This window comes from Paenibacillus sp. J31R34 (assembly GCF_059383715.1).
This window is the reverse complement of record NZ_JBXENU010000007.1, coordinates 1-20,482: the sequence shown is the minus strand read 5'-3', so window position 1 is coordinate 20,482 and position 20,482 is coordinate 1. Positions and strand designations below refer to the sequence as shown.

At 50.5% G+C, this 20,482-nt stretch carries 16 protein-coding genes and 1 other annotated feature; all 16 genes read left to right on the top strand.

Going from position 1 to position 20,482, the window contains the following annotated elements; all coding sequences use genetic code 11:
* The first annotated feature begins 14 nt into the window (after positions 1 to 14).
* The 16 genes from AC50YG_RS19430 (at position 15) to AC50YG_RS19355 (ending at position 20,283) form a co-directional block, all read left to right on the top strand.
* Complete coding sequence (locus AC50YG_RS19430; protein WP_494828844.1) at positions 15 to 659, top strand: precorrin-2 dehydrogenase/sirohydrochlorin ferrochelatase family protein; 645 nt, start codon at positions 15 to 17, stop codon at positions 657 to 659.
* A complete protein-coding gene (hemC, locus tag AC50YG_RS19425) occupies positions 660 to 1,631 on the top strand; it encodes a hydroxymethylbilane synthase (protein ID WP_494828842.1) in 972 nt (323 codons plus the stop codon).
* A gap of 2 nt (positions 1,632 to 1,633) precedes the next feature.
* On the top strand, positions 1,634 to 3,184 hold the full coding sequence (cobA, locus tag AC50YG_RS19420; protein WP_494828840.1) for a uroporphyrinogen-III C-methyltransferase: 1,551 nt from the start codon (positions 1,634 to 1,636) through the stop codon (positions 3,182 to 3,184).
* Positions 3,185 to 3,301: 117 nt separating this feature from the next.
* Entirely contained in the window at positions 3,302 to 4,300 is a 999-nt protein-coding gene (gene hemB, locus AC50YG_RS19415) for a porphobilinogen synthase (protein ID WP_494828838.1), read from the top strand.
* A gap of 3 nt (positions 4,301 to 4,303) precedes the next feature.
* Positions 4,304 to 5,605: a glutamate-1-semialdehyde 2,1-aminomutase gene (gene hemL, locus AC50YG_RS19410; protein ID WP_494828836.1), complete on the top strand. Its 1,302-nt coding sequence runs from the start codon at positions 4,304 to 4,306 to the stop codon at positions 5,603 to 5,605.
* Between the two features lie 60 nt (positions 5,606 to 5,665).
* Positions 5,666 to 6,634 carry an RluA family pseudouridine synthase gene (locus AC50YG_RS19405; protein WP_494829362.1) on the top strand — a complete coding sequence of 323 codons (969 nt, stop codon included), beginning with the start codon at positions 5,666 to 5,668 and terminating at the stop codon, positions 6,632 to 6,634.
* 117 nt (positions 6,635 to 6,751) lie between these two features.
* Positions 6,752 to 8,236, top strand: a complete 1,485-nt coding sequence (locus tag AC50YG_RS19400) for a LysM peptidoglycan-binding domain-containing protein (protein WP_494828834.1) — start codon at positions 6,752 to 6,754, stop codon at positions 8,234 to 8,236.
* Between the two features lie 314 nt (positions 8,237 to 8,550).
* Positions 8,551 to 8,783, top strand: a binding site (T-box leader).
* Positions 8,784 to 8,858: 75 nt separating this feature from the next.
* Positions 8,859 to 11,519, top strand: coding sequence for a valine--tRNA ligase (locus tag AC50YG_RS19395; protein WP_494828833.1), 2,661 nt, complete (start codon positions 8,859 to 8,861; stop codon positions 11,517 to 11,519).
* 29 nt (positions 11,520 to 11,548) lie between these two features.
* Complete coding sequence (locus AC50YG_RS19390) at positions 11,549 to 12,922, top strand: bifunctional folylpolyglutamate synthase/dihydrofolate synthase (protein WP_494828831.1); 1,374 nt, start codon at positions 11,549 to 11,551, stop codon at positions 12,920 to 12,922.
* A 7-nt stretch (positions 12,923 to 12,929) separates the two neighbouring features.
* A complete protein-coding gene (gene murC / locus AC50YG_RS19385; RefSeq protein WP_494828829.1) occupies positions 12,930 to 14,330 on the top strand; it encodes a UDP-N-acetylmuramate--L-alanine ligase in 1,401 nt (466 codons plus the stop codon).
* 535 nt (positions 14,331 to 14,865) lie between these two features.
* Entirely contained in the window at positions 14,866 to 16,338 is a 1,473-nt protein-coding gene (locus tag AC50YG_RS19380; protein ID WP_494828827.1) for a hypothetical protein, read from the top strand.
* Between the two features lie 63 nt (positions 16,339 to 16,401).
* Complete coding sequence (locus AC50YG_RS19375) at positions 16,402 to 16,644, top strand: DUF4321 domain-containing protein (RefSeq protein WP_338555257.1); 243 nt, start codon at positions 16,402 to 16,404, stop codon at positions 16,642 to 16,644.
* A 25-nt stretch (positions 16,645 to 16,669) separates the two neighbouring features.
* Positions 16,670 to 17,461 (top strand): Maf family protein, encoded by a 792-nt coding sequence (locus tag AC50YG_RS19370; RefSeq protein WP_494828825.1) that lies wholly within the window; start codon positions 16,670 to 16,672, stop codon positions 17,459 to 17,461.
* A gap of 546 nt (positions 17,462 to 18,007) precedes the next feature.
* A complete protein-coding gene (locus AC50YG_RS19365) occupies positions 18,008 to 18,898 on the top strand; it encodes a hypothetical protein (RefSeq protein ID WP_494828823.1) in 891 nt (296 codons plus the stop codon).
* Positions 18,885 to 19,820, top strand: coding sequence for a DNA adenine methylase (locus AC50YG_RS19360; RefSeq protein WP_494828821.1), 936 nt, complete (start codon positions 18,885 to 18,887; stop codon positions 19,818 to 19,820). The genes AC50YG_RS19365 and AC50YG_RS19360 overlap by 14 nt, the downstream gene beginning before the upstream one ends.
* 37 nt (positions 19,821 to 19,857) lie before the next feature.
* Complete coding sequence (locus tag AC50YG_RS19355; RefSeq protein ID WP_494828819.1) at positions 19,858 to 20,283, top strand: hypothetical protein; 426 nt, start codon at positions 19,858 to 19,860, stop codon at positions 20,281 to 20,283.
* Positions 20,284 to 20,482: the final 199 nt, after the last annotated feature.

Here is a 20,482-nt window from a genome sequence, read left to right as displayed (position 1 = left end):
GTTAGGTGATGTTTATGAACGGCTACTATCCGGTAATGCTAAAGCTTCAAGGAAGCCGCTGCATCGTTGTTGGTGGCGGCCCGATTGCCGAGCGCAAGGTGCTGGGGCTGCTTGAGGCGGGAGCCGATCAGGTGACAGTTATTGCGCTTGTTTTTACCCCGCAGCTAGAGGAGCTTGCGAGTGCCGGTCATATCGAGGCGAAAGCGAGAGCTTATGCGAGCGAGGATGCGAAGGCGGCGCGGCTTCTTTTTGCCGCTACGGATCAGGCGGAACTGAATCGCCAAATTGCGCTGGATGGCGAGCAAGCAGGCATCTGGGTTAATCGTGCAGATGAGGCCGGGGCAGGAACTTTTATTAATCCGTCGGTTGTGAGGCGCGGCGAGCTGGTCGTTGCCGTGTCTGCATCAGGAGCGAGCCCGGCGTTATCCTCGCGTATTCGGGAGGAGCTGGCGCAGCAGTATGGTTCGGAATATATAGGCAGTACAGCTAGGCTGAAGGAGCTTCGTGAGCGGGTGAAGCTCACAATTGGCGATCACAGGCTGCGACGCGAGGTGCTGAAGCTTGCGGCGCACGAAGCGCCATGGCAAGGCGAGGAAGACGGCGATATAGACGCCTGGATTGAGCGGCTCATCGCAGCAACTGACAGGAGGAATACATAAATGGCAGCAAACAATAAGGAAAAGCGTACCATTACCGTAGGAACCCGTCAAAGCGCACTGGCGCTTACGCAAACGGGACAAGTGATTGACGAGCTTAAACGAATCAGTGAGCAGCATGGCTTCGACTATTCGTTTGAAATTCGAAAAATCGTCACAAAAGGTGATCAAATTCTCGATGTGACTTTATCGAAGGTTGGCGGAAAAGGATTGTTCGTAAAGGAAATCGAGCAAGCGCTGCTGGATGGCGAAATCGATATGGCGGTCCACAGCATGAAGGACATGCCATATGAGCTGCCTGAGGGGTTAGTGAACGGGGCGATTCCGAAGCGCGTTGATCCGCGCGATTGCCTCATTATGAAGCAGGGGGACAGTCTCGCTGCTTTGCCGCAAGGCGCAAAAGTTGGAACAAGCAGCCTGCGCCGCTCATCCCAGCTCAAAAACCTGCGCCCTGACCTAGTTGTAGAATCCATTAGAGGCAACATTGATTCCCGTATTCGTAAGCTGGAAACGGAAGGGTTCGATGCGATCGTGCTTGCAGCCGCCGGTCTCAGCAGAATGGGCTGGGAAAACCGCATATCTGCCTTTTTACAGGAGGATGTATCGGTGCCAGCTGTTGGGCAAGGCGCGCTTGGTATTGAATGCCGAGGGAATGACGGGCAGATTCGCGAGCTGCTTGATTTATTTAATGACGCCGAAACCGCTTATGCCGTTCGGGCCGAGCGGAGCTTTCTTGGCGCGCTTAATGGCGGCTGCCAAATTCCGATTGGAGCGCATGCGGTTGTGCGTAAAGGTGCAGACGGTACGCTGGAAGGCGCTGAGCTTGCGCTAACGGGAATTGTAGGGTCAGCGGATGGGGAAGTGCTGCTGAAGGAAATCAAGACAGGCAGCGATCCAGAGGTGCTGGGCAAGGAAGTGGCCGCAGCGCTCATAGCAAGAGGAGCGGACCGCATATTAGCGGAAATCGGGGGATAGCCATGATGGGGAAAGGTATCGTTTATTTGGTTGGCGCGGGTCCGGGTGACGCCAAGCTGATTACGCTTCGCGGCTTGGAATATCTGAAGAAAAGCGATGTTGTCGTCTACGACCGCTTGGCAAGCCCAAGACTGCTTGCGCATATGAAGCCGGGCGCCGAGAAAGTATACGTAGGCAAGCTTCCCGATCGCCACACGATGAAGCAGGAGGAAATTAACCAGCTGCTTGTGGACCTTGCTTTGCAAGGCAAGGTAGTGACGCGGCTTAAGGGCGGCGATCCGACGATTTTTGGCCGCGTAGGCGAGGAAGCGGGACTGCTTAAGGAAAACGGCATAAGCTTTGAAATCGTGCCGGGCATTACTTCTGCGATTGCTGTCCCTGCCTACGCTGGCATTCCGGTGACGCATCGCGATTTTGCGTCCTCGCTCTCGATCATAACGGGACATGAAAGCCCTGATAAGCTGGATCGCTCGATATATTGGGACAAGGTAACGAATGCTACGGGAACGCTTATTTTCCTGATGGGCGTAGCCAAGATTGGCTATATTGCCGATCAGCTCATGAAACATGGCAAGCCTGGCACGACGCCAGTTGCGCTGGTGCGCTGGGGAACGAGAGTCGAGCAGCAGACGGTTGTCGGCACGCTTGCTACGATCGAGCAAATTGTGCGGGAGGCTAATTTTCAGCCGCCGGCTGTCATTGTCGTTGGCGATGTCGTGCTGCAGCGCGAGCAATTGCAGTGGTACGAAAGCAAGCCACTGTTTGGCACGCGCGTGCTGGTGACGAGAGCGAGAGCACAGGCAAGCGAGCTGGCTGACCTTGTAGATGAGCTGGGCGGCGAACCATGCGAATATCCTGTCATTGATATCCGCGAGCCTCAGGAGGCCGCAGCGGTCGCTACACTGCGTGCTGCGCTTTCGGAAGCGGAGCAATATGGCTGGCTGATGTTCACGAGCGTAAATGGCGTGGACTATTTCTATCGTTGGCTGCGGCGGTTCGGCATCGATATCCGGCGCTTCCATAAGGCGAGAATTGCCGCCGTTGGCCCAAGGACAGCCGAAGCGCTGGAAAATCGCGGGCTGACTGTCGAGCTGCTGCCGGCAAAGTTTCAGGCTGAAGGGCTGCTGGAGCAGCTTGCAGGAGAGCTGCAAGCTGGCGAGCGGGTACTGCTGCCGCGAGGTGATTTGGCTCGCGAGGTGCTGCCGCGCGAATTGGCAGCCAAGGGACTGCTGCCAACGGAAATTGACGTATACGAAACCGTGCTTGCCGATACGCAGGATGATCAGGTGCTGGAATGGATCGACGAGAAGCAGATTCACATGATTACGTTCACCAGCTCTTCGACGGTGACGAACCTGCTGGAGAAGCTGCGCCGCAGCGGCATTAGTGATCCTGTGCAGGCGATTTTGGACATTCCGGCGATCAGCATTGGACCGCTGACATCGGCTACCATGAAAGAAGCGGGCTTGCGTGTAGCCGCTGAGGCCGAGCAGGCGACGATACCTTCGCTAATCGATGCAATGATTAAGTACCGCAGCGCGGAACGGGCATAAGGCATTATTTTAAAAATATAGATGGGCAAATACTTGGTGTAGCTAACAAATGAGGCAAATGCTAGCCGTAATTGGCAGGGCACAAGCCTCACAAAACAGTTGGAGGAGGAATGGAAGATGGCATTTCCTGTCGTAAGACATCGGAGATTGCGGCAATCCGCCGCTCTTCGCAGCATGGTGAGGGAAACGGCGCTTTCTGTTAATGATTTTATTTATCCTATATTTGTAACGGTGGGCACGAACGTGAAGGAAGAAATCACATCGATGCCGGGCGTTTATCATTTTTCATTAGACCGCTTGGAAGAGGAAATCAGGGAAGTTGCGGCTCTGGGTATTCCATCCGTCATGCTGTTTGGCGTTCCTGCTGACAAAGATAGCGAAGGCACTTCCGCATTTGCTCCTGATGGTATTGTGCAAGAGGCAATTCGTGCTGTAAAGGGCTGGGCGCCTGAGCTGCTCGTTGTAGCAGATACTTGCTTATGCCAATTTACAGATCACGGTCATTGTGGCCTAATCCATGTGCATGAGCGTACAGGCAACGCAGAGGTTGATAATGATGCTTCGCTGACACAGCTCGTTCGTACAGCAGTTTCCCAAGCTGAGGCAGGCGCGGATATGATCGCTCCATCCAATATGATGGACGGCTTCGTGGGCGCTATTCGCGAAGGTTTAGACGAAGCGGGCTTTACACATATTCCGATTTTGTCTTATTCGGTCAAATATGCTTCTGCTTTTTATGGCCCGTTCCGTGAAGCGGCGCATTCAACACCGCAATTCGGCGACCGCAAGACGTATCAGATGGACCCTGCCAATGCGCGCGAGGCGCTGCGGGAAGCGGAGTCCGACGTCATTGAAGGCGCGGATATGCTGATGGTTAAGCCAGCGCTTGCGTATATGGACGTTATTCGCCTGCTGAAGGAGCATTTTGACCTGCCGGTGGCGGCGTACAATGTGAGCGGCGAATATGCGATGGTAAAAGCGGCAGCGGCAAATGGCTGGATTGACGAGCGCGCCGTCGTATTGGAGACGCTGACCGGAATGAAGCGCGCTGGTGCGGACATTTTGATTACGTACCATGCGAAGGATGCGGCACGTTGGTTGAAAGGGGCTGAATAGTCGATGAATCATTCATCTACAGGCAGAAGTGATACACGCTCACGCGAGGCATTCGCACGGGCCAAGCAAGTCATTCCTGGCGGTGTGAACAGTCCGGTTCGCGCTTTTAAATCCGTAGGATTGAACCCGGTTTATATGGAGCGGGGCCAAGGCAGCCGCGTATTTGATATCGACGGCAACAGCTATATCGATTACGTCGCTTCATGGGGACCGCTCATTATGGGCCATGCGCATCCTGAAGTCGTTGAAGCGATCAAGCGTACCGCAGAAAAAGGCACCAGCTTTGGGGCGCCAACAGAACTGGAGACGCTTATGGCGGAGCTGGTGTGCGAGCGCGTGCCTTCGGTTGATGTGGTCCGGATGGTCAACTCCGGCACAGAAGCGACGATGAGCGCTTTGCGTCTCGCACGCGGGTTTACGAAGCGCAGCAAAATCGTCAAATTTGAAGGCTCTTATCACGGTCATGCCGACAGCTTGCTCATTAAAGCGGGTTCCGGTGTGGCGACGCTTGGCTTGCCCGATAGTCCTGGCGTTCCAGAAAGCATTGCCTCGCAGACGATTACCGTGCCATACAATGATATCGAGTCGATGAAGCTCGTATTTGAAAAATACGGCGAGGAAATTGCCTGCGTCATCGTCGAGCCGATTGCCGGCAACATGGGCGTAGTCCCGCCGCTTCCGGGATTTCTGCAAGGCCTGCGCGATATAACGGAGCAATACGGCAGCCTGCTTATTTTTGATGAAGTAATGACCGGTTTCCGCGTTCACTACAGCAGTGCGCAAGGTTTGTATGGCATTAAGCCAGATATCACATGCTTTGGAAAGGTGATCGGGGGCGGATTGCCGGTCGGCGCTTATGGCGGCAGACGCGATCTGATGGAGCTTATGGCGCCGAGTGGTCCGATTTATCAGGCGGGCACGTTGTCAGGCAATCCGCTGGCGATGGCTGCTGGTTATACGACGCTCAAGCTGCTGACGCCGGAGACATATGAGCTGCTGGAGCGCCAAGCGGTCCGGTTACAGCGCGGCTTTGAAGCGAATGCGAAGGCGGCTGGCATTGCTTCGACGATCAATCGTGTCGGCTCGATGGTATGCCCGTTTTTCACCGAAACGCATGTCATCAATTACGATACAGCCAAAACAGCAGATTTAGAGCGCTTCAAGGTGTATTTTGCCGCTATGCTGGAGCTTGGCGTGAGCGTCGCTCCCTCGCAGTTTGAAGGCATGTTCGTATCGGCTGTCCATACCGATGAAGATATTGATGCAACGATTGCTGCCAACGCGGCTGCTTTGAGCAGATTGTAGTTCTAGCAAGCAGCCATCTAGGCGATTGCATTCGAAAATAGGAGGTTTCATTCCATGCCAATGCTTCACTATAAGCGGGCGGGGGAGTGGCTTGAGCTGGATTGGCAGGAGCTGTCAGAAGGCTCATGGTCTGCACCAAATAACGACGGGCAACCTGGAGAACGCACCGGAACATTAGAGGCCGGCAGTCATCCGCATCAAGTGCGGCAGTGGCTGCTGGCCCGTTCTCTTTTTCCAGAAAAATGGATTAATCGGCTGTTCTCCATCGGCGGCATCCGTTTTGATGGGCAGCATATTCGGCTGCTCGCGTTTCCCGCCGCCGATCTGCTTAGCGATCCATTGTATCGTCATGCGAAGCTGTCGCAAGGCAGTGCCCGTCCTGTTGTTCTTTTCGAGGATGACTTTTGCCTCGTACTTTATAAGGAGGCAGGTATGGCTGTGCATGGCACAGGCACCAATCAGGCGGGAACGCTGGATGAAGCGGCGGCGCGCCATATGCTGCTGCAGGGAGATCCGCTGCCTGTCCGCCACATCCACCGTCTCGATGATGATACATCGGGTCCTGTCCTTTATTCCAAAAATGATTTCGCCCAGTGGAAGCTGGACGAAGCGATGCGCCGCAAGGCGATCGACCGCCGCTATATTGCGTTTGTCCAGGGGCGGCTGCGCCCGGCCGCGGGCACCGTTGATGCTCCGATTGGCAAGGATCGCCATCATCGCTCCAGAAGACGTGTTGCGCCGGGCGGCGATTCCGCTGTAACCCACTATGAAGCGGCCGAAAACTATGCAGCGGCTACGCTTGTCCGTTTGCAGCTGGAGACGGGACGAACGCATCAAATTCGCGTCCATATGAGCCACTTGGGCCATCCGCTGCTTGGCGATGCGCTTTATGGAGGCTCTGTGCAACTGCTGAAGACGCAGGCGCTGCATGGCGAGCGACTTCTTTTTGCCCATCCGTGGACGGATTTGCCTGTGGAAGTTGCAGCCCCGGAGCCCGATTGGCTTGCTGAATTGCGAGCTAAATTGTAGCTACTGCAAAAGATAGTCATGCTCTCCCCCCTTAGCCCATATAGATAATTAGTGAGAGTAGCATTTTTAGCCCAAGCATTGTCTAAATGGGTCAGTATAGGGAGGGAGGACTTGAGCGTGACGGATCAAACGAAAGGCTTGCGCTTTGACGTGTATGAACGCGTGCATCTGTCGGATGAAGTTGCCGATATCGATGAGCTGGAAGAAATTGAGCTTGTGCCTCGCATTCAGGTTGTTGAGCAGGGGGAGCACGCAGTATTGAAAGGCCAGCTGCTGCTAAGCGGAGTATATCGCAGTACGAATGAAGCCGCTCCGCTTCAGGCACTGGAGCATTTCATCCCCGTCGAAATTACAATGCCGTTGAACCGGATTTCACGGCTGGACGATGTGACGGTGGAAATTGATAATTTCGATGTCGATTTGCTATCATCGCGAACGCTTAACATTACCGGGGTGCTGTCGCTTCGCGGCATTCTCGTGGAGCCGCAGCAGGAGCCGGAGGAAGCGTGGCGCGAGGAGCCATTCACCGTCATCCATGATCGTATAGATACGAGTCAGGCTTCGCTGGAAGAGGAGCTTCGGCGGAGTGGTGGCGAACCCTTTGCGGCTCACGAGGCTGCTGAGGCTGCCCAGGTTGCTTTGGGAGCGCAAGCTGAGCCTTATTTTGCTGGACAGGAAAGGCAACTGCCCTTAAGAGGTGAGCAGGAAGAAGCTCAAGCGTTTAATGGGGATCAAGCGTTCGACGAGTCTGATTCCGAGATTGAAGCTTACAATGCTTATAATGAGCGGGTGTATGAAGAGGCTGATGAACGCGAGGAAGCAGAAGGGCCGGAGGCTGGGGTTACGATTTCGCCTTCGCCGCGTGATGCAGGCTGGTCGGCAGCCGAGTGGTTTCAGGAGCAGGATCATTCCGGGTCGCAGCCGAGCTTTAACGCAAATTATAATTCGGCGCCTGCTTATGCGCAGCAGCCAGCCGTAACTGGGCTGGGTCATGGTATCGCGCAGGAGAGGCAGCAGGGAGCTTCTGCCTATCAGCAAGCGGAGGATTTTGAATGGAGCCCGGGGGGACAACCGCAACAGCCAGAGGAGCCTTACATCCCCGCGGCAGCAGAGCAGAACAGCTACGATGCATCTCCGTGGCAGGATAGCGAGCTGGAGCGTTTAAGCCAGTGGCAGGAGGCGGAGGAAGCAAGTGCGGAGCCGCAAGCAGAGCCAGAGAAGCAGGAGATGCGAATAGCATTTGGCAGCAAGGCGCCGGAAGCAGCGGCATCCCCTGCATCAGGCGTGGGGCTTGTGACGCTGCTGCAAACGAGCAAGCGCGAGCAATTGGCGCGGCAAGCTGCGGAGCAGGAGGCGGCGGAGTATGCGCTGGAGCAGACGAAGGCGCAGCAGCCCGCAGGCGATGAAATCGAGTGGCGCAATTTGTTTTTGAAGCAATCCGATGAGCGGGAATTCCGTAAAATCCGGGTATGCATCGTGCAGCGCGACGAGACGCTTGATTCAATTGCGGTGCGCTACAGCTTGAACCCGCGGGAGATTTTGCTGTACAACGGCTTGAATGAGTCGGCGGTGGAGGAAGGACAGCTGCTTTATATTCCGTAGCGGCAGGAAGTTTGACAGAAGGAGCTTTGATCAGCGAAATAGCGGTCAAAGCTCTTTTTATATTCCACCCTCGAAACGGCAGCTTTGCCGCCAGAGGACGATGGCAGCCGTTTACGCTTGAAATATAGGAAAGGATCTGATTTCTCCATCCCCTCTCTAATATTTCTCGGACTGAAACGCGCCGCGCCGCGAAAGGACGGCTAGAGCCGTTTCACCTTGGCATACAGCATGACATATAATGATTTGTACGAGCCCTGTGGTTTGACTTTTTCTCACAAAGAGTGTATCATTAGATAAATATGTCTTAAAGTCAACGAACGACGTTGAAGGGGAAGAGTACGCAGCCAAGCCTTCAGAGAGCGGAGCCGTTAGTGCTGAGAGTTCCGCAGGATTTTACTCGTACAAGTCGCCCTGGAGTTGCTTGAATCAAACGAATTGCTATTCGTTAATTCAAGCCGGCCACAGCCGTTATCTGTTTGAGTGCCGTGCAGCAGCAAGACGCGCGGAACAAAGGTGGTACCACGGAAGCTAACCTTTCGTCCTTTGCTATAAGGGCGGAAGGTTTTTTTGTATTCAAAATTATGTATGGATGCCATTATGCGATATGTGGAGGATGGAGCTTATGTCTGAAAATCAAACGACGCCGGCGATGCCGACGACCTACGACCCAAAAGCCGCTGAACTGAAGTGGTATGACTTCTGGATGGATGGAAAATTTTTTGAAGCGGGCAAGCGCCCAGAGGCCGAGACCTATACGATCGTTATTCCCCCGCCGAATGTAACGGGAGTTTTGCACATTGGGCATGCGCTCGATTTCACCTTGCAGGATATTCTCATTCGCTTTAAGCGGATGCAGGGCTTTGATGCTCTGTGGTTGCCGGGAACGGACCATGCAGGCATTGCAACACAGACGAAAGTGGAGCAGAAGCTGCGCGAGCAAGGACAATCCCGCTACGATCTCGGACGCGAGGCTTTTTTGGAGCAGGTATGGGATTGGAAGGAGCAATACGCTGGGACGATTCGCGGCCAATGGGCAAAAATGGGGCTGTCGCTCGATTATTCGCGCGAACGCTTCACGCTTGACGAGGGGCTGTCTAAGGCTGTTCGCGAGGTATTTGTACAGCTGTACAAGAAGGGCCTCATTTACCGCGGCAAAAAAATCATCAACTGGGACCCGGCTGCGAGAACCGCTTTGTCTGATATTGAGGTTGAGCATAAAGAGCTGAACGGTCACTTATACCATTTGCAATATCCGCTGAAGGACGGCTCAGGACATATTACGGTTGCGACAACGCGTCCGGAAACGATGCTGGGCGATAGTGCGGTTGCTGTTCATCCTGAAGATGAGCGTTACCAGCACCTGATTGGTCAAATGATCGTATTGCCGGTCATTGGACGCGAAATTCCGATTATTGGAGACGAATACGTAGACAAGGAATTTGGCTCCGGGGCTGTGAAAATTACGCCAGCTCATGATCCGAATGACTTCGAGGTAGGCCTTCGTCATGATCTGCCGCAAATTATCGTTATGGACGAGTCCGGCAAGATGAATGCGGAAGCCGGCCCTTATGCGGGACTGGATCGTTTCGACTGCCGCAAGCAGCTCGTGAAGGATTTACAGGAGCAGGGCGTGTGCGTTCAAATCGAGGATCACGTGCATCAGGTGGGCCACAGTGAGCGCAGCGGCGCGGTAGTTGAGCCGTATTTATCGACGCAATGGTTCGTTGATATGAAGCCGCTGGCTGAGCAGGCGATTAAAGCGCAAAAATCCAGCGACGGTGTAACATTCGTTCCGGATCGTTTTGAGAAAATTTATTTGCACTGGATTGAAAATGTACACGACTGGTGTATTTCCCGTCAGCTGTGGTGGGGACATCGTATTCCGGCCTGGTATTGCGACGCCTGCGGTGAAATGCATGTAGACTATAAAGAAGTAACGAGCTGTTCGTCTTGTGGTGGCACGGAGCTGCGCCAGGATGAGGATGTTTTGGATACATGGTTCAGCTCGGGTCTGTGGCCGTTCTCGACGCTTGGCTGGCCGGAGCAGACCGAGGACTTAAAACGCTTCTACCCAACGAATGTTTTGGTGACGGGCTACGATATTATTTTCTTCTGGGTATCCCGGATGATTTTTACCGCGCTGGAGTTTACGGAGCAAAAGCCGTTCAAGGACGTGCTGATTCACGGTCTCGTACGCGATGCGAACGGCAACAAAATGTCCAAGTCGCTTGGCAATGGCATCAATCCGCTCGAAGTGATTGAACAGTACGGCGCCGATGCGATGCGCTATATGCTTTCGACAGGCAGCACACCGGGGCAGGATTTGCGCTTCCGCTTTGAGAAGGTCGAGCAGGCACGCAACTTTGCGAATAAAATTTGGAATGCGTCGCGTTTTGCGCTGATGAATCTGGAAGGTTTCGCAGCGAGCGACATTGATATAAGCGGCAAGCTGGGTACGGCGGATCGCTGGATTTTGCACCGCCTGAATGAAACGGTTCGCGAAGTAACCCGTTTGATGGACAGCTACGAGTTTGGGGAGACTGGACGCCAGCTGTACAATTTCATCTGGGATGACCTTTGCGACTGGTATATCGAGTTTGCCAAGCTTAACCTCTATGGCAACGATGAAGAAGCGAAACAAGCGACAAAGTCGGTACTCGCATATGTGCTTGACCGCACGCAGCGCCTGATTCATCCGTTTATGCCTTACATCAGTGAGGAAATTTGGCAGCATCTGCCGCATGAAGGCGAGACGATTACGCTTGCCGCATGGCCGCAGTACGATGCTGCGCTGGAAGCGCCTGAAGCAGTGAAGGAAATGGAGCTGCTGATGGATATCATCCGTTCAGTGCGTAATGTCCGCGCGGAAGTAAACGTGCCGATGAGCAAAAAAATTGAGATGTTGATTAAGCCGAGCGGCGAAGCCGAAGCGGTAATTCTGACTCGCAATGAAGAGTTTGTCCGCCGGTTCTGCGGAACCTCGAAGCTTGAGACTGGTCTTGATTTATTGGCTCCGGATAAGGCGATGAGCGGTATAGTAACGGGCGCGGAGCTGTACTTCCCGCTTGCAGGGCTGATTGATATTTCGCAGGAAATCGCCCGACTTGAGAAGGAGCTTGCGACGCTGAACGGCGAAGTAACCCGCATTGAGAAGAAGCTGGGCAATGAGGGCTTTGTAGCGAAGGCGCCTGCGAAGGTCATCGAAGAGGAACGCTCCAAAATGAAGGATTATGCGGACAAACGCGATAAGGTTCAAGCTAGAATCGCGGATTTGCGCGGATAGACACCGGGAAGAAAGAAGGCGTTTCTACGATGACAAATCAGCTCTCAGGCCAGCCGGAAAGCGGCGGGCTGCAGTCTTACCAGGAAGCAGTAGATTGGATAAATGGTCTTATTCCATTCGGAATAAGGCCTGGTCTTGAGCGGGCCCTAGTCTTGATGGAGCGGCTGGGCAATCCGCATCGCAGACTGAAGTTTATCCATGTCGCTGGAACGAACGGCAAAGGTTCTACCTGTGCTTTTTTGACGAGCACGCTCATTAAATGCGGTTATGATGTAGGTACGTTTACATCGCCATACATTACGAAGTTTACGAATCGTTTTCAATATAATAACGCTGATATTGAAGAGCAGACACTGCTTGAGCTGTCGAATGTGCTAAAGCCTATCGTTGAGGAAATTGCGGCAACTGAGCTGGGTTCTCCAACGATGTTCGAGGTGTCTACGGCGCTGGCTATCTTGTATTTCGCTAAGGTAACCTATCCCGATTATGTCGTATGGGAAACGGGGCTTGGCGGACGAATGGACGTTACAAATATTGTGACGCCTGTTCTCTCCATCATTACCAATGTCGGGCATGACCATATGGATCGCCTTGGCGATACGCTGGAGAAGGTAGCGGCGGAAAAGGCAGGTATTATTAAGCCTGGCGTTCCCGTCGTGAGTGCGGTTACGCAGCCAGAAGTGATCGAAGTTATTCGGCAAAAAGCGATCGACAGCAAAAGCTCGCTGTATTTGTTAGGCGAGCAGTTCAGCGAGACGGCGCTTTCGGTTCGCGAGGATGAGCAAACGTTCCGTTTTGATGGGCTTTTCCGTCCGATTCATCCACTGACGATCACGCTGAACGGCGCCCATCAGCGCACGAATGCAGCGGTCGCAGTGATGGCCCTTGAGGTGCTTCGCCAATATGCGGCTCTTATTGTGGAGGATGATGCGCTGGAGGAGGGGCTGCGCCTTGCTGCATGGCCTGGGCGCCTGGAAATGGTGTCGCATTCCCCGCGTATTCTCATTGATGGCGCGCATAATCCTGAGGGAGCACAGACGCTTGCTGCCGCATTAAAATCAACCTATCGTTATGATCGTTTAATCCTAATGATGGGTATGCTGGATAATAAGAATCATCGCGAGGTTATGAAGCATATACTGCCAATAGTAGATACGCTAATTGTGACCGAGCCTGATTTTCGCAACAAAAAAGATGCGCAGGCGCTGGCTGATCTAGTACGTGCTGTACAGGGGGACGAGGCTTTTGAGTTGATTGTGGAGCCTGACTGGAAAGCAGCGCTTGAGCAGCTGCAGCATTTGACCGGGGAAACAGACCTTGGGGTTGTGACCGGAACGCTTTATTTAATAGCGGACGTTCGCGCCCGCTTATTGTACAACTCTGATTCTGAAAAAGGTTGGTGAACCGTCTTTGAATACAGCAAAACATGTTCATTTCATCGGAATAGGCGGTTACGGGATGAGTGCTATCGCCCGCGTTATGCTGGAGAAGGGCTATACTGTAACTGGTTCTGATGTCGCTCGTCAGGAACTCACAGAGAAGCTGGCGGCGAAAGGCGCAAAAATCTATATCGGTCATGAGCCGGAAAATATTAAAGGTGCGGAGCTGGTGGTTTACTCCACTGCACTAACGAAGGATAATGTGGAGCGCCGCGCCGCGGAAGCTCTCAATATTCCGGTGCTGCATCGTTCGCAAATGCTGGCTCAGCTTATGAATGAAGGCAAGGGCGTCGCTGTTGCTGGCGCTCATGGCAAGACGACGACCTCGTCGATGATCGCGCTCGTTATGGAAAACTGCGGAACCGATCCGACGTATATCATTGGCGGCGAGATTGTAAACGTCGGCACGAATGCAAAGGCGGGAAAAGGGGAATACGTCGTAGCGGAAGCCGACGAGAGCGATGGCTCTTTCCTGCATTATCACCCGTCTATTGCGATTGTAACCAATATTGAACCGGATCATCTGGAAAACTATGACGGGGATTTCGGCAAGCTGAAGGCTGCCTACGTTCAGTTTCTGTCGCAGGTAAAGCCGGATGGCAAAGCTATCGTATGCGCGGACGATGACAATATTGAAGAGATCATCAGCAAGCTGTATGCAAGCCAATCGCTCGACCCATCACAGCTCGTTACTTACGGCATTGATGGTGAAGCCCAGTACAAGGCAGAGAAAGTCGTGCTTGGTGACCGCAAAGTATCGTTCGAGCTTACCCACCAAGGGAAGCTGCTGGGCCAGGTTGAACTGTCTGTACCAGGTAAACATAATGTATATAACGCGATGGCTACCATTATTACCTGCCTGGAAGCAGGGCTGCCATTTGCGCAAATTGCGGGCGCTATTCGTGAATTCATTGGGGCGAAGCGTCGTTTCCAAGTGCTCGGCGAAGTAGAGGACATTCTCGTTATTGACGACTATGCCCATCATCCTACCGAGATCAGCGCAACGATCAGTGCTGCCAAAGCGACAGGCAAACGGATTGTAGCTGTGTTCCAGCCGCAGCGTTACACGCGTACCTATTTCCTTCTCGACCAGTTCAGCCGGGCGTTTCCGGAAGCGGACGAGGTCATCATTACCGATATCTATTCGCCAGCTGGCGAACAGCAAATTGAGGGCGTCAATTCGGAGAGGCTGGTCGAGCTGATTAAGACGAACAGCAATGCGAATACGACGTTTATTGCGACAAAGGAAGAAGTGCTGGAGTATTTGAAGACAGCTGCTTCTGCTGGCGATCTTGTCATTACGATGGGAGCCGGCGATATTTGGAAAACAGCGGATGCTTTGGCTAAATGGCTGAAGGCAGGCCGTAAATAAAGCTGGTATCCCTTGCTAAGGGCATATGGACTCCATTAAACGCTGGAAAACGTTAAAATCGTTTTCCAGCGTTTTTGGTTTCGTTGCAAAAAGGAGCTGCGCCCAAACTATGGAAATGTCTTTGAAGATATTTACATCATGCTTTCAAATGAGCTAGCACGGCTTTTATATGATGGATACAATTCCCTTAGCTTTTTATAGCAAAAAAGGTTGTCGACTGTACGAAACTTGAGGTAAGCTGCGAATGTTATTTAAAATATAAGAATTTATAAGTTTTGCACTTATAAATGGGCTTATATTTCTCGGAATGAAACGAGCCGCGCCGCCAAAGGACGGCGATAGCCGTTTCACCTTGAATTCTAAGAATATATAAGTTGCATCCTTATATCCGCTTAGAATTCTAGGGCAAAGCTCTTCGCTCGTCCTAGAAGGACGACGAAGTCGTTTTTGCTTGCGTATCCGTTTGTTCATAATCATAAATCTCTTAATTGTCTCATAGAGTAGGAATAGAAGAATGAGACAAGGAGAGAATGACATGAACTCAAAAAACCGCATTACGTACCGTTTCGACCAAGCCGGACAAGCTTCGCGCTCCGAAAACAAGCAGATGGCCGCGGCGCAGCCTGTTGTGGAAATCCCGGCTGCTTCTGCGCAGCCAGGTGCTTCGAAGCAGGGAGGTTTTGCTGAAGTCATCCCCTTATACAAAAATGCAGCCTCTTATTCAGATGAGCAGTTCAGTCCATGGAGCAGCCAGGCCGGGGAGGATATGGATCAGCTGGAGCAATTGATTCGCGGGTCGGATCATCACTTGCCTGAAGAATCTAAGACAAAGACGGCTAGTCGAATCCGTTCGCATGCCGATTCGCCCATTTCGTCGAAATCGCCGAAACATATAGTAGATAAAGAGCCGCCTGTTCATATTTCTGAAGAGCAGTCTCAGATGGACGAGCAGGAAGGGGGCCCGCTATCAAATGATCCTCACCAGCAGCAGGCACCTTCTTTCAGCGGCTCAAAATGGAGTGCCAATGGAGCGGAGCATGGGCCAGAAAATGCCAACTATGGATGGGCAAATGACAGCGAGCGGCATTCGCCTGAGCTTGAGCTGGGCAACCGTCCGGTTCGCTCTATTCGCAAGCTTGGACATTCGCCATCATGGATCAATGTTTTTTTATCTGTCGCTGGGGCGCTGGCAACGGGAGCATTATTCGGGTATTTGCTGCTGTCTTTATTTTTGGATTCCTCATCAGCAGACCCCTCTAATTCGGGCGGGCAGTCGAGCGCGGTTAGCGGAAATCCAGCTTCGCAAAGTGCGGAAAATGGCTTGGGCACGGAAGCAGGTGCGGGGAATGGGGCAAGTTCAGCTGCGCCGCTTGAAACGGTAGAAGTGGCTATCCAGCCACAGGCCTACCATTTGCTGCAATATGGCGTATTTAGCAACTCAGAAGGCAAGGATGCCGCCATGGAGGAGCTGGCTAGCAAGGGGCTTGCAGCTGCTGCTGCGACAACAGCAGACGACTACCGGGTATATGCGGGGATGGCGGGTGACCGCAGCAGGGCAATTGCGCTGAGCAAAATGCTGCCTGGCACCGAGGTATATGTGAAGGAGCTGATCATTCAGGCGCCGCAGCAATTTCCATTTAAAGGGGATGCAGCAGAGGCAAACCGCTTTTTTGAACAGACGAATGCCTTGATAAGCATGCTCGATGATTTGGCGCTGGCCCAGCTGGAGCAGCCAGTTCTTGCACCACTTGGCGAGAACGCGGCGAAGGCTTGGAGGGCGGAGCATCAAAAATGGACGCTCAGCATAAAGGCGATGGAGTCCGGCATTCAAGGCGAGACGGGTAAAGCTTCAATGGGGGCGGTTGTCCAAGCGGTAAATACGGCGGCTTCGTCGCTTACGGAATATGATAAAAACCCTTCTCAGGCACACTTGTGGTCGGTACAGCGAGCGCTAATGGAAGCGATCCTGACACAAAAAACATGGTTTGAGACTATACGCGCATTGTAAACAGAAATCATACTAAGGTATAATAGAGAGCAGTTGTCATTACTTGGCGAGAGGCGTTGAACTATGAAGAAAAACGGCTGGATGTTATTGCTTTTCCTAGTGCTCGGTCTGCTTGCGGGGGCCTTGGTGGCACGCTGGCTGGAGTCGATTCCGGGAATAACTTTCTTGACCAAAGCGATTCAGGCTTCATGGTCTCCTGCCGTTGATTTATATGTGCTGAGCTTTACAATGACGATTAACTTCCAAATTAGCTTATTCAGTATTATTGGTGTTATAGTGGCTATATGGCTTTATCGCAAAATGTAAGCTTAAACGAAGGAGCGCTATACCTATGAATCCGATCAGCCAGTTTGTGCTGGCATCGTCGTCTCCGCGCCGGAAGGAACTGGTCGCCTCTCTTGACCTTTCCTTGCCGGTTTATATTTTGTCCTCAGAAGCGGACGAAAGTGTGCCGTCCGATTGGAGCCCCGAGCAAATTGTGGAACAGCTTTCCTTGCGCAAGGCGCGGGCAACGGCTGAGCTTTTGCGGAAACAGGGGAATACGGAACCCTCTATCGTCGTAGGCGCGGATACAATTGTCGTTGTGGATGGCCATGTACTGGGCAAGCCAGTGGATGAGGCAGATGCTTTTGCTATGTTGAGCAGCCTACAAGGCAGAGCTCATGAAGTATATACAGGTGTTGCTTGTGTTTTAACGCATAATGGTGAACAATCTTCGGCTCATCGTATGACGAAGGTGCATATGAGGCCGCTTAAGGATGAACAGATTCATCGTTATATAGCTACCGGGGAATCGTATGACAAAGCTGGGGGCTATGACACCACAATGCACCTTGGAGACATTGGTCAGTATCGTGTTTTATCTCAGTCACCAAGTGGACAGCCAACGGTAATTGTGGGTTATATTATAAGTAAAGTAACGTTTAGACCAATGAGTGACCAGGAAATACGGGCATATGTAGCAACTGGAGAGCCACTTGATAAGGCTGGAAGTTACGGTGTACAGGGGTTAGGTGCAGTTTTTATTGAGAAAATTGAGGGCGACTTTTACGGGATAATGGGTCTTCCATTGAACATGCTTTATCAGATGTTGTTGAAGTTTGGTGTTAGTCCATTTAGATGAATAAAATTTTTGAAGAAGGTGTTGGGAATTTTGGCACCTTCTTTGTGCTTTTATGACATAATTATGGGTAGTCAAGTGTTGCAGGACTTCTCAGCTCGAATGTCAGTTTATGAAATTTGTTTTGCAAGGGGAATTCGCCCTAGTAGTTGTGTAGCTAATACATAAGTAGAAGAAGAAACTGAATAAATAAAATTACTACATATTCTATTGAAGCTCAACTCGAACCTCGAGTTGGGCTTTTTCTGTATTTATCGTCCTAAACTATCTCCCTCTCCTTCGACCTATCCAGACTTTTTTGATGCCAACACGGATCAATTTTCTGTTGGAGTAAAAGAAATCAGCTTCATAAGGTGGCAGACCTGAGAGTGTGAGCAACCAAAAAAAATTGAAGTCTGAATAAGCCGATGCTCATGTGTTCGATCTAAAATGCAAGTTGGAGTTGAAGATTCAACTGCAGGAGTTGGGGAAACAGCTTCAAGAGGTACCAGACATTGAAGTGAGAGCAGTCAATCCAAAAAGCTTGAATATCATTAGGAGGGCAACAGTATGTCAAAACAAAATCAGGAAATACAAAATGAAGATGTAGCTGAGTTACTGACTAGAGCAGTGTCCAAGACGCTTGAGAAAGCTTTAAAACGTTTTGAAGTGAAATTATTTTTGAACTGGTGTGAGATTGAAGGGGAAGCACAAGATGCTTTATATGTCGAGCTAGTCAGTAAACTGACTGGTGGTCGAGTTACTTTTTTGCACAGCATTTTCAAGTCTAATGTTAAGGGAGTTTTAAATAAGTTGAATAGAATTGGTAGCGCTGATGTACACATTCATGATGCATTAGTTTCGCACCTTGAAGACCTTTACGATAATCAAGAAATTTCAAAAGGCGTATACTCTGCCAATAAAATTAAGTCCCTCGAATGGGATGATCAAGTATCGATGGCGCATGCAAGATGTATAGTAAGGAACTATTTGCTCAATAAGTCTCGTTTTGCTCTTCAGTCGATCAGAAATTATGATAGTTCTATGCATCTAGGAGTAATCCTTGATGAAGAAAAGGGACTTCCAGAAGGGACAATTGCAGTAGGCTTCAAGGGAGGAGCTCTACAATCAGTGTTAAACCCGAGAGGTCGTATCCAATCACAGCAGTACCGCCGCGAAATCTTAGGAGGTCTTGTCCATATTGGGGTATTGAATGCTGAGATCCCTGAGTATGACCTTGAGGACGAAGATGTCGATTCTGGAGTAGAGGGGTACTATGATGGATACCCAATTATTAACGGTAAAATTAAAAGAGAAGGTGGCAAACAAGTTAAGAGAAAGAAAATCCCTCGCTTGGACAAACAACGTAAAGTAACTAAAGACATGAGCGGAGCAAAGTTTTACATCATGAACTTTGACAAGTCACTTATAGAGGAGATGAATAAGTATGTCGAAGCGTGATTTTACAATATACAGTAGAGTAGGGGACTTGTTGAATAGAGTTCATGCCCCTATTCCTACTCTTGGTGGTAAGAGTGCATTGATGAAGACGCTCATTTGGATATTCGATTATTGTATTGGAGAATACGGGATTACATTGTTTGCAGATTTATTTCTCGGAGGCAATAGATTCCACACCCACTATAAGAATTACCGAATAGCGAGAATCGGTAATGAGTTAGATCGAGGTTTGCTCAGTTTCTTCAAAACGATCCAAGACCCCGATCAATTTAATCGCCTTATCAGTGGAATCGGAGCATTTAGCAAGCCTAGGTCTGTAACCAAGGAGAATTTTGAGGATTTTGTAAAGTGGAGACGCGATCCGCGTACGGATGCAATCGATGCAGCAATCTTGACCTACGTGGTAAGTAAGTATAGTCGCGCATCAAATCGTAAGGGATTTTGTCACTTGAAAGCAGGTGAAGGAATCACCTTAGGAAACCTTAGAAAGAATTTAATCCCTCTCACAAAGATTTACCGAGAGGTTCTATTCCTAAATCAGGGGTATCATAATCCTTTTAAAGATATAATGCATCGAGATGATGCATTGATTTATCTCGATCCACCGTATCTTTCTAATGAAAACAAAATAACCGAAGAAACTGAAGGTTACGATGACGAGTTCACTGTAGGCGATCACATTAAAATGTTAGACCTTATCGTTTCCGAGTTATGTAATGCGAAAGTCATAATAAGTAACTATTATAACGCGCTGTACTTGGACTACGTGAAAAGAGGGCTTTTGTATTGCTACTTCGTCGGCATGGTTCATGTTAGTAGTTCTGGAACAGGTAGAAAGCGACCTGAGTTTATATTTAGTAATTTTCAAATCCCACTTTATGTTCTCCCGTCGATTCCACACGACTTTCGGTTTTACATATAAAGTCTGTTTACAAATATAAAAACTAGGAGGTATTACGATGTTTATGAATACTCTAAAATCTATTAGAAGTGAAGTTATTAAAAATCGTAAGATTGATCAATTATATAAGAATGTTAAACTAATCGATACAGTCGATATTCTTGATGTCCTTGCACCTTATGAGATGGTTGAGCTTGATGGTAAACCGGATGAATTTTTGGAGCACTTGATCGTACACGGTACGGTAGAGGATGTGTACCGCGAACAATTTTATTCTGGTGATTATTTTAATAATCATTCAGTTGAGTTTTCCTTTACATACTACAATAATATCGTAATGGGGTCATGTATCGTAGAGCTAGTAGTGGGTATCAGCCCTACTGAGAATGGTTTCTATCCAAGAGTTCTTTTGGATTTTGATGACAGCGCAGGATTTAGCGACATCCTCGCACGATGGATGTTTGATAATAAATCGGAGGTTTAAGTTGTCTTGCATACAAGTTTTGGGGTTATAAAACAAATTATAATGGTTGTTGAAGATCTACCGATTTAACCTCAAGTTACAATTACCTAGAGGGTGTCTCAAAAGCCATAGGCTTTAGAGGCACCCTCTCTTCAATGTTTTGAAATCTGTAAAAAACAAAGAAACCAACCTTTGGTAAAATGGAGGTACCACCCAACCA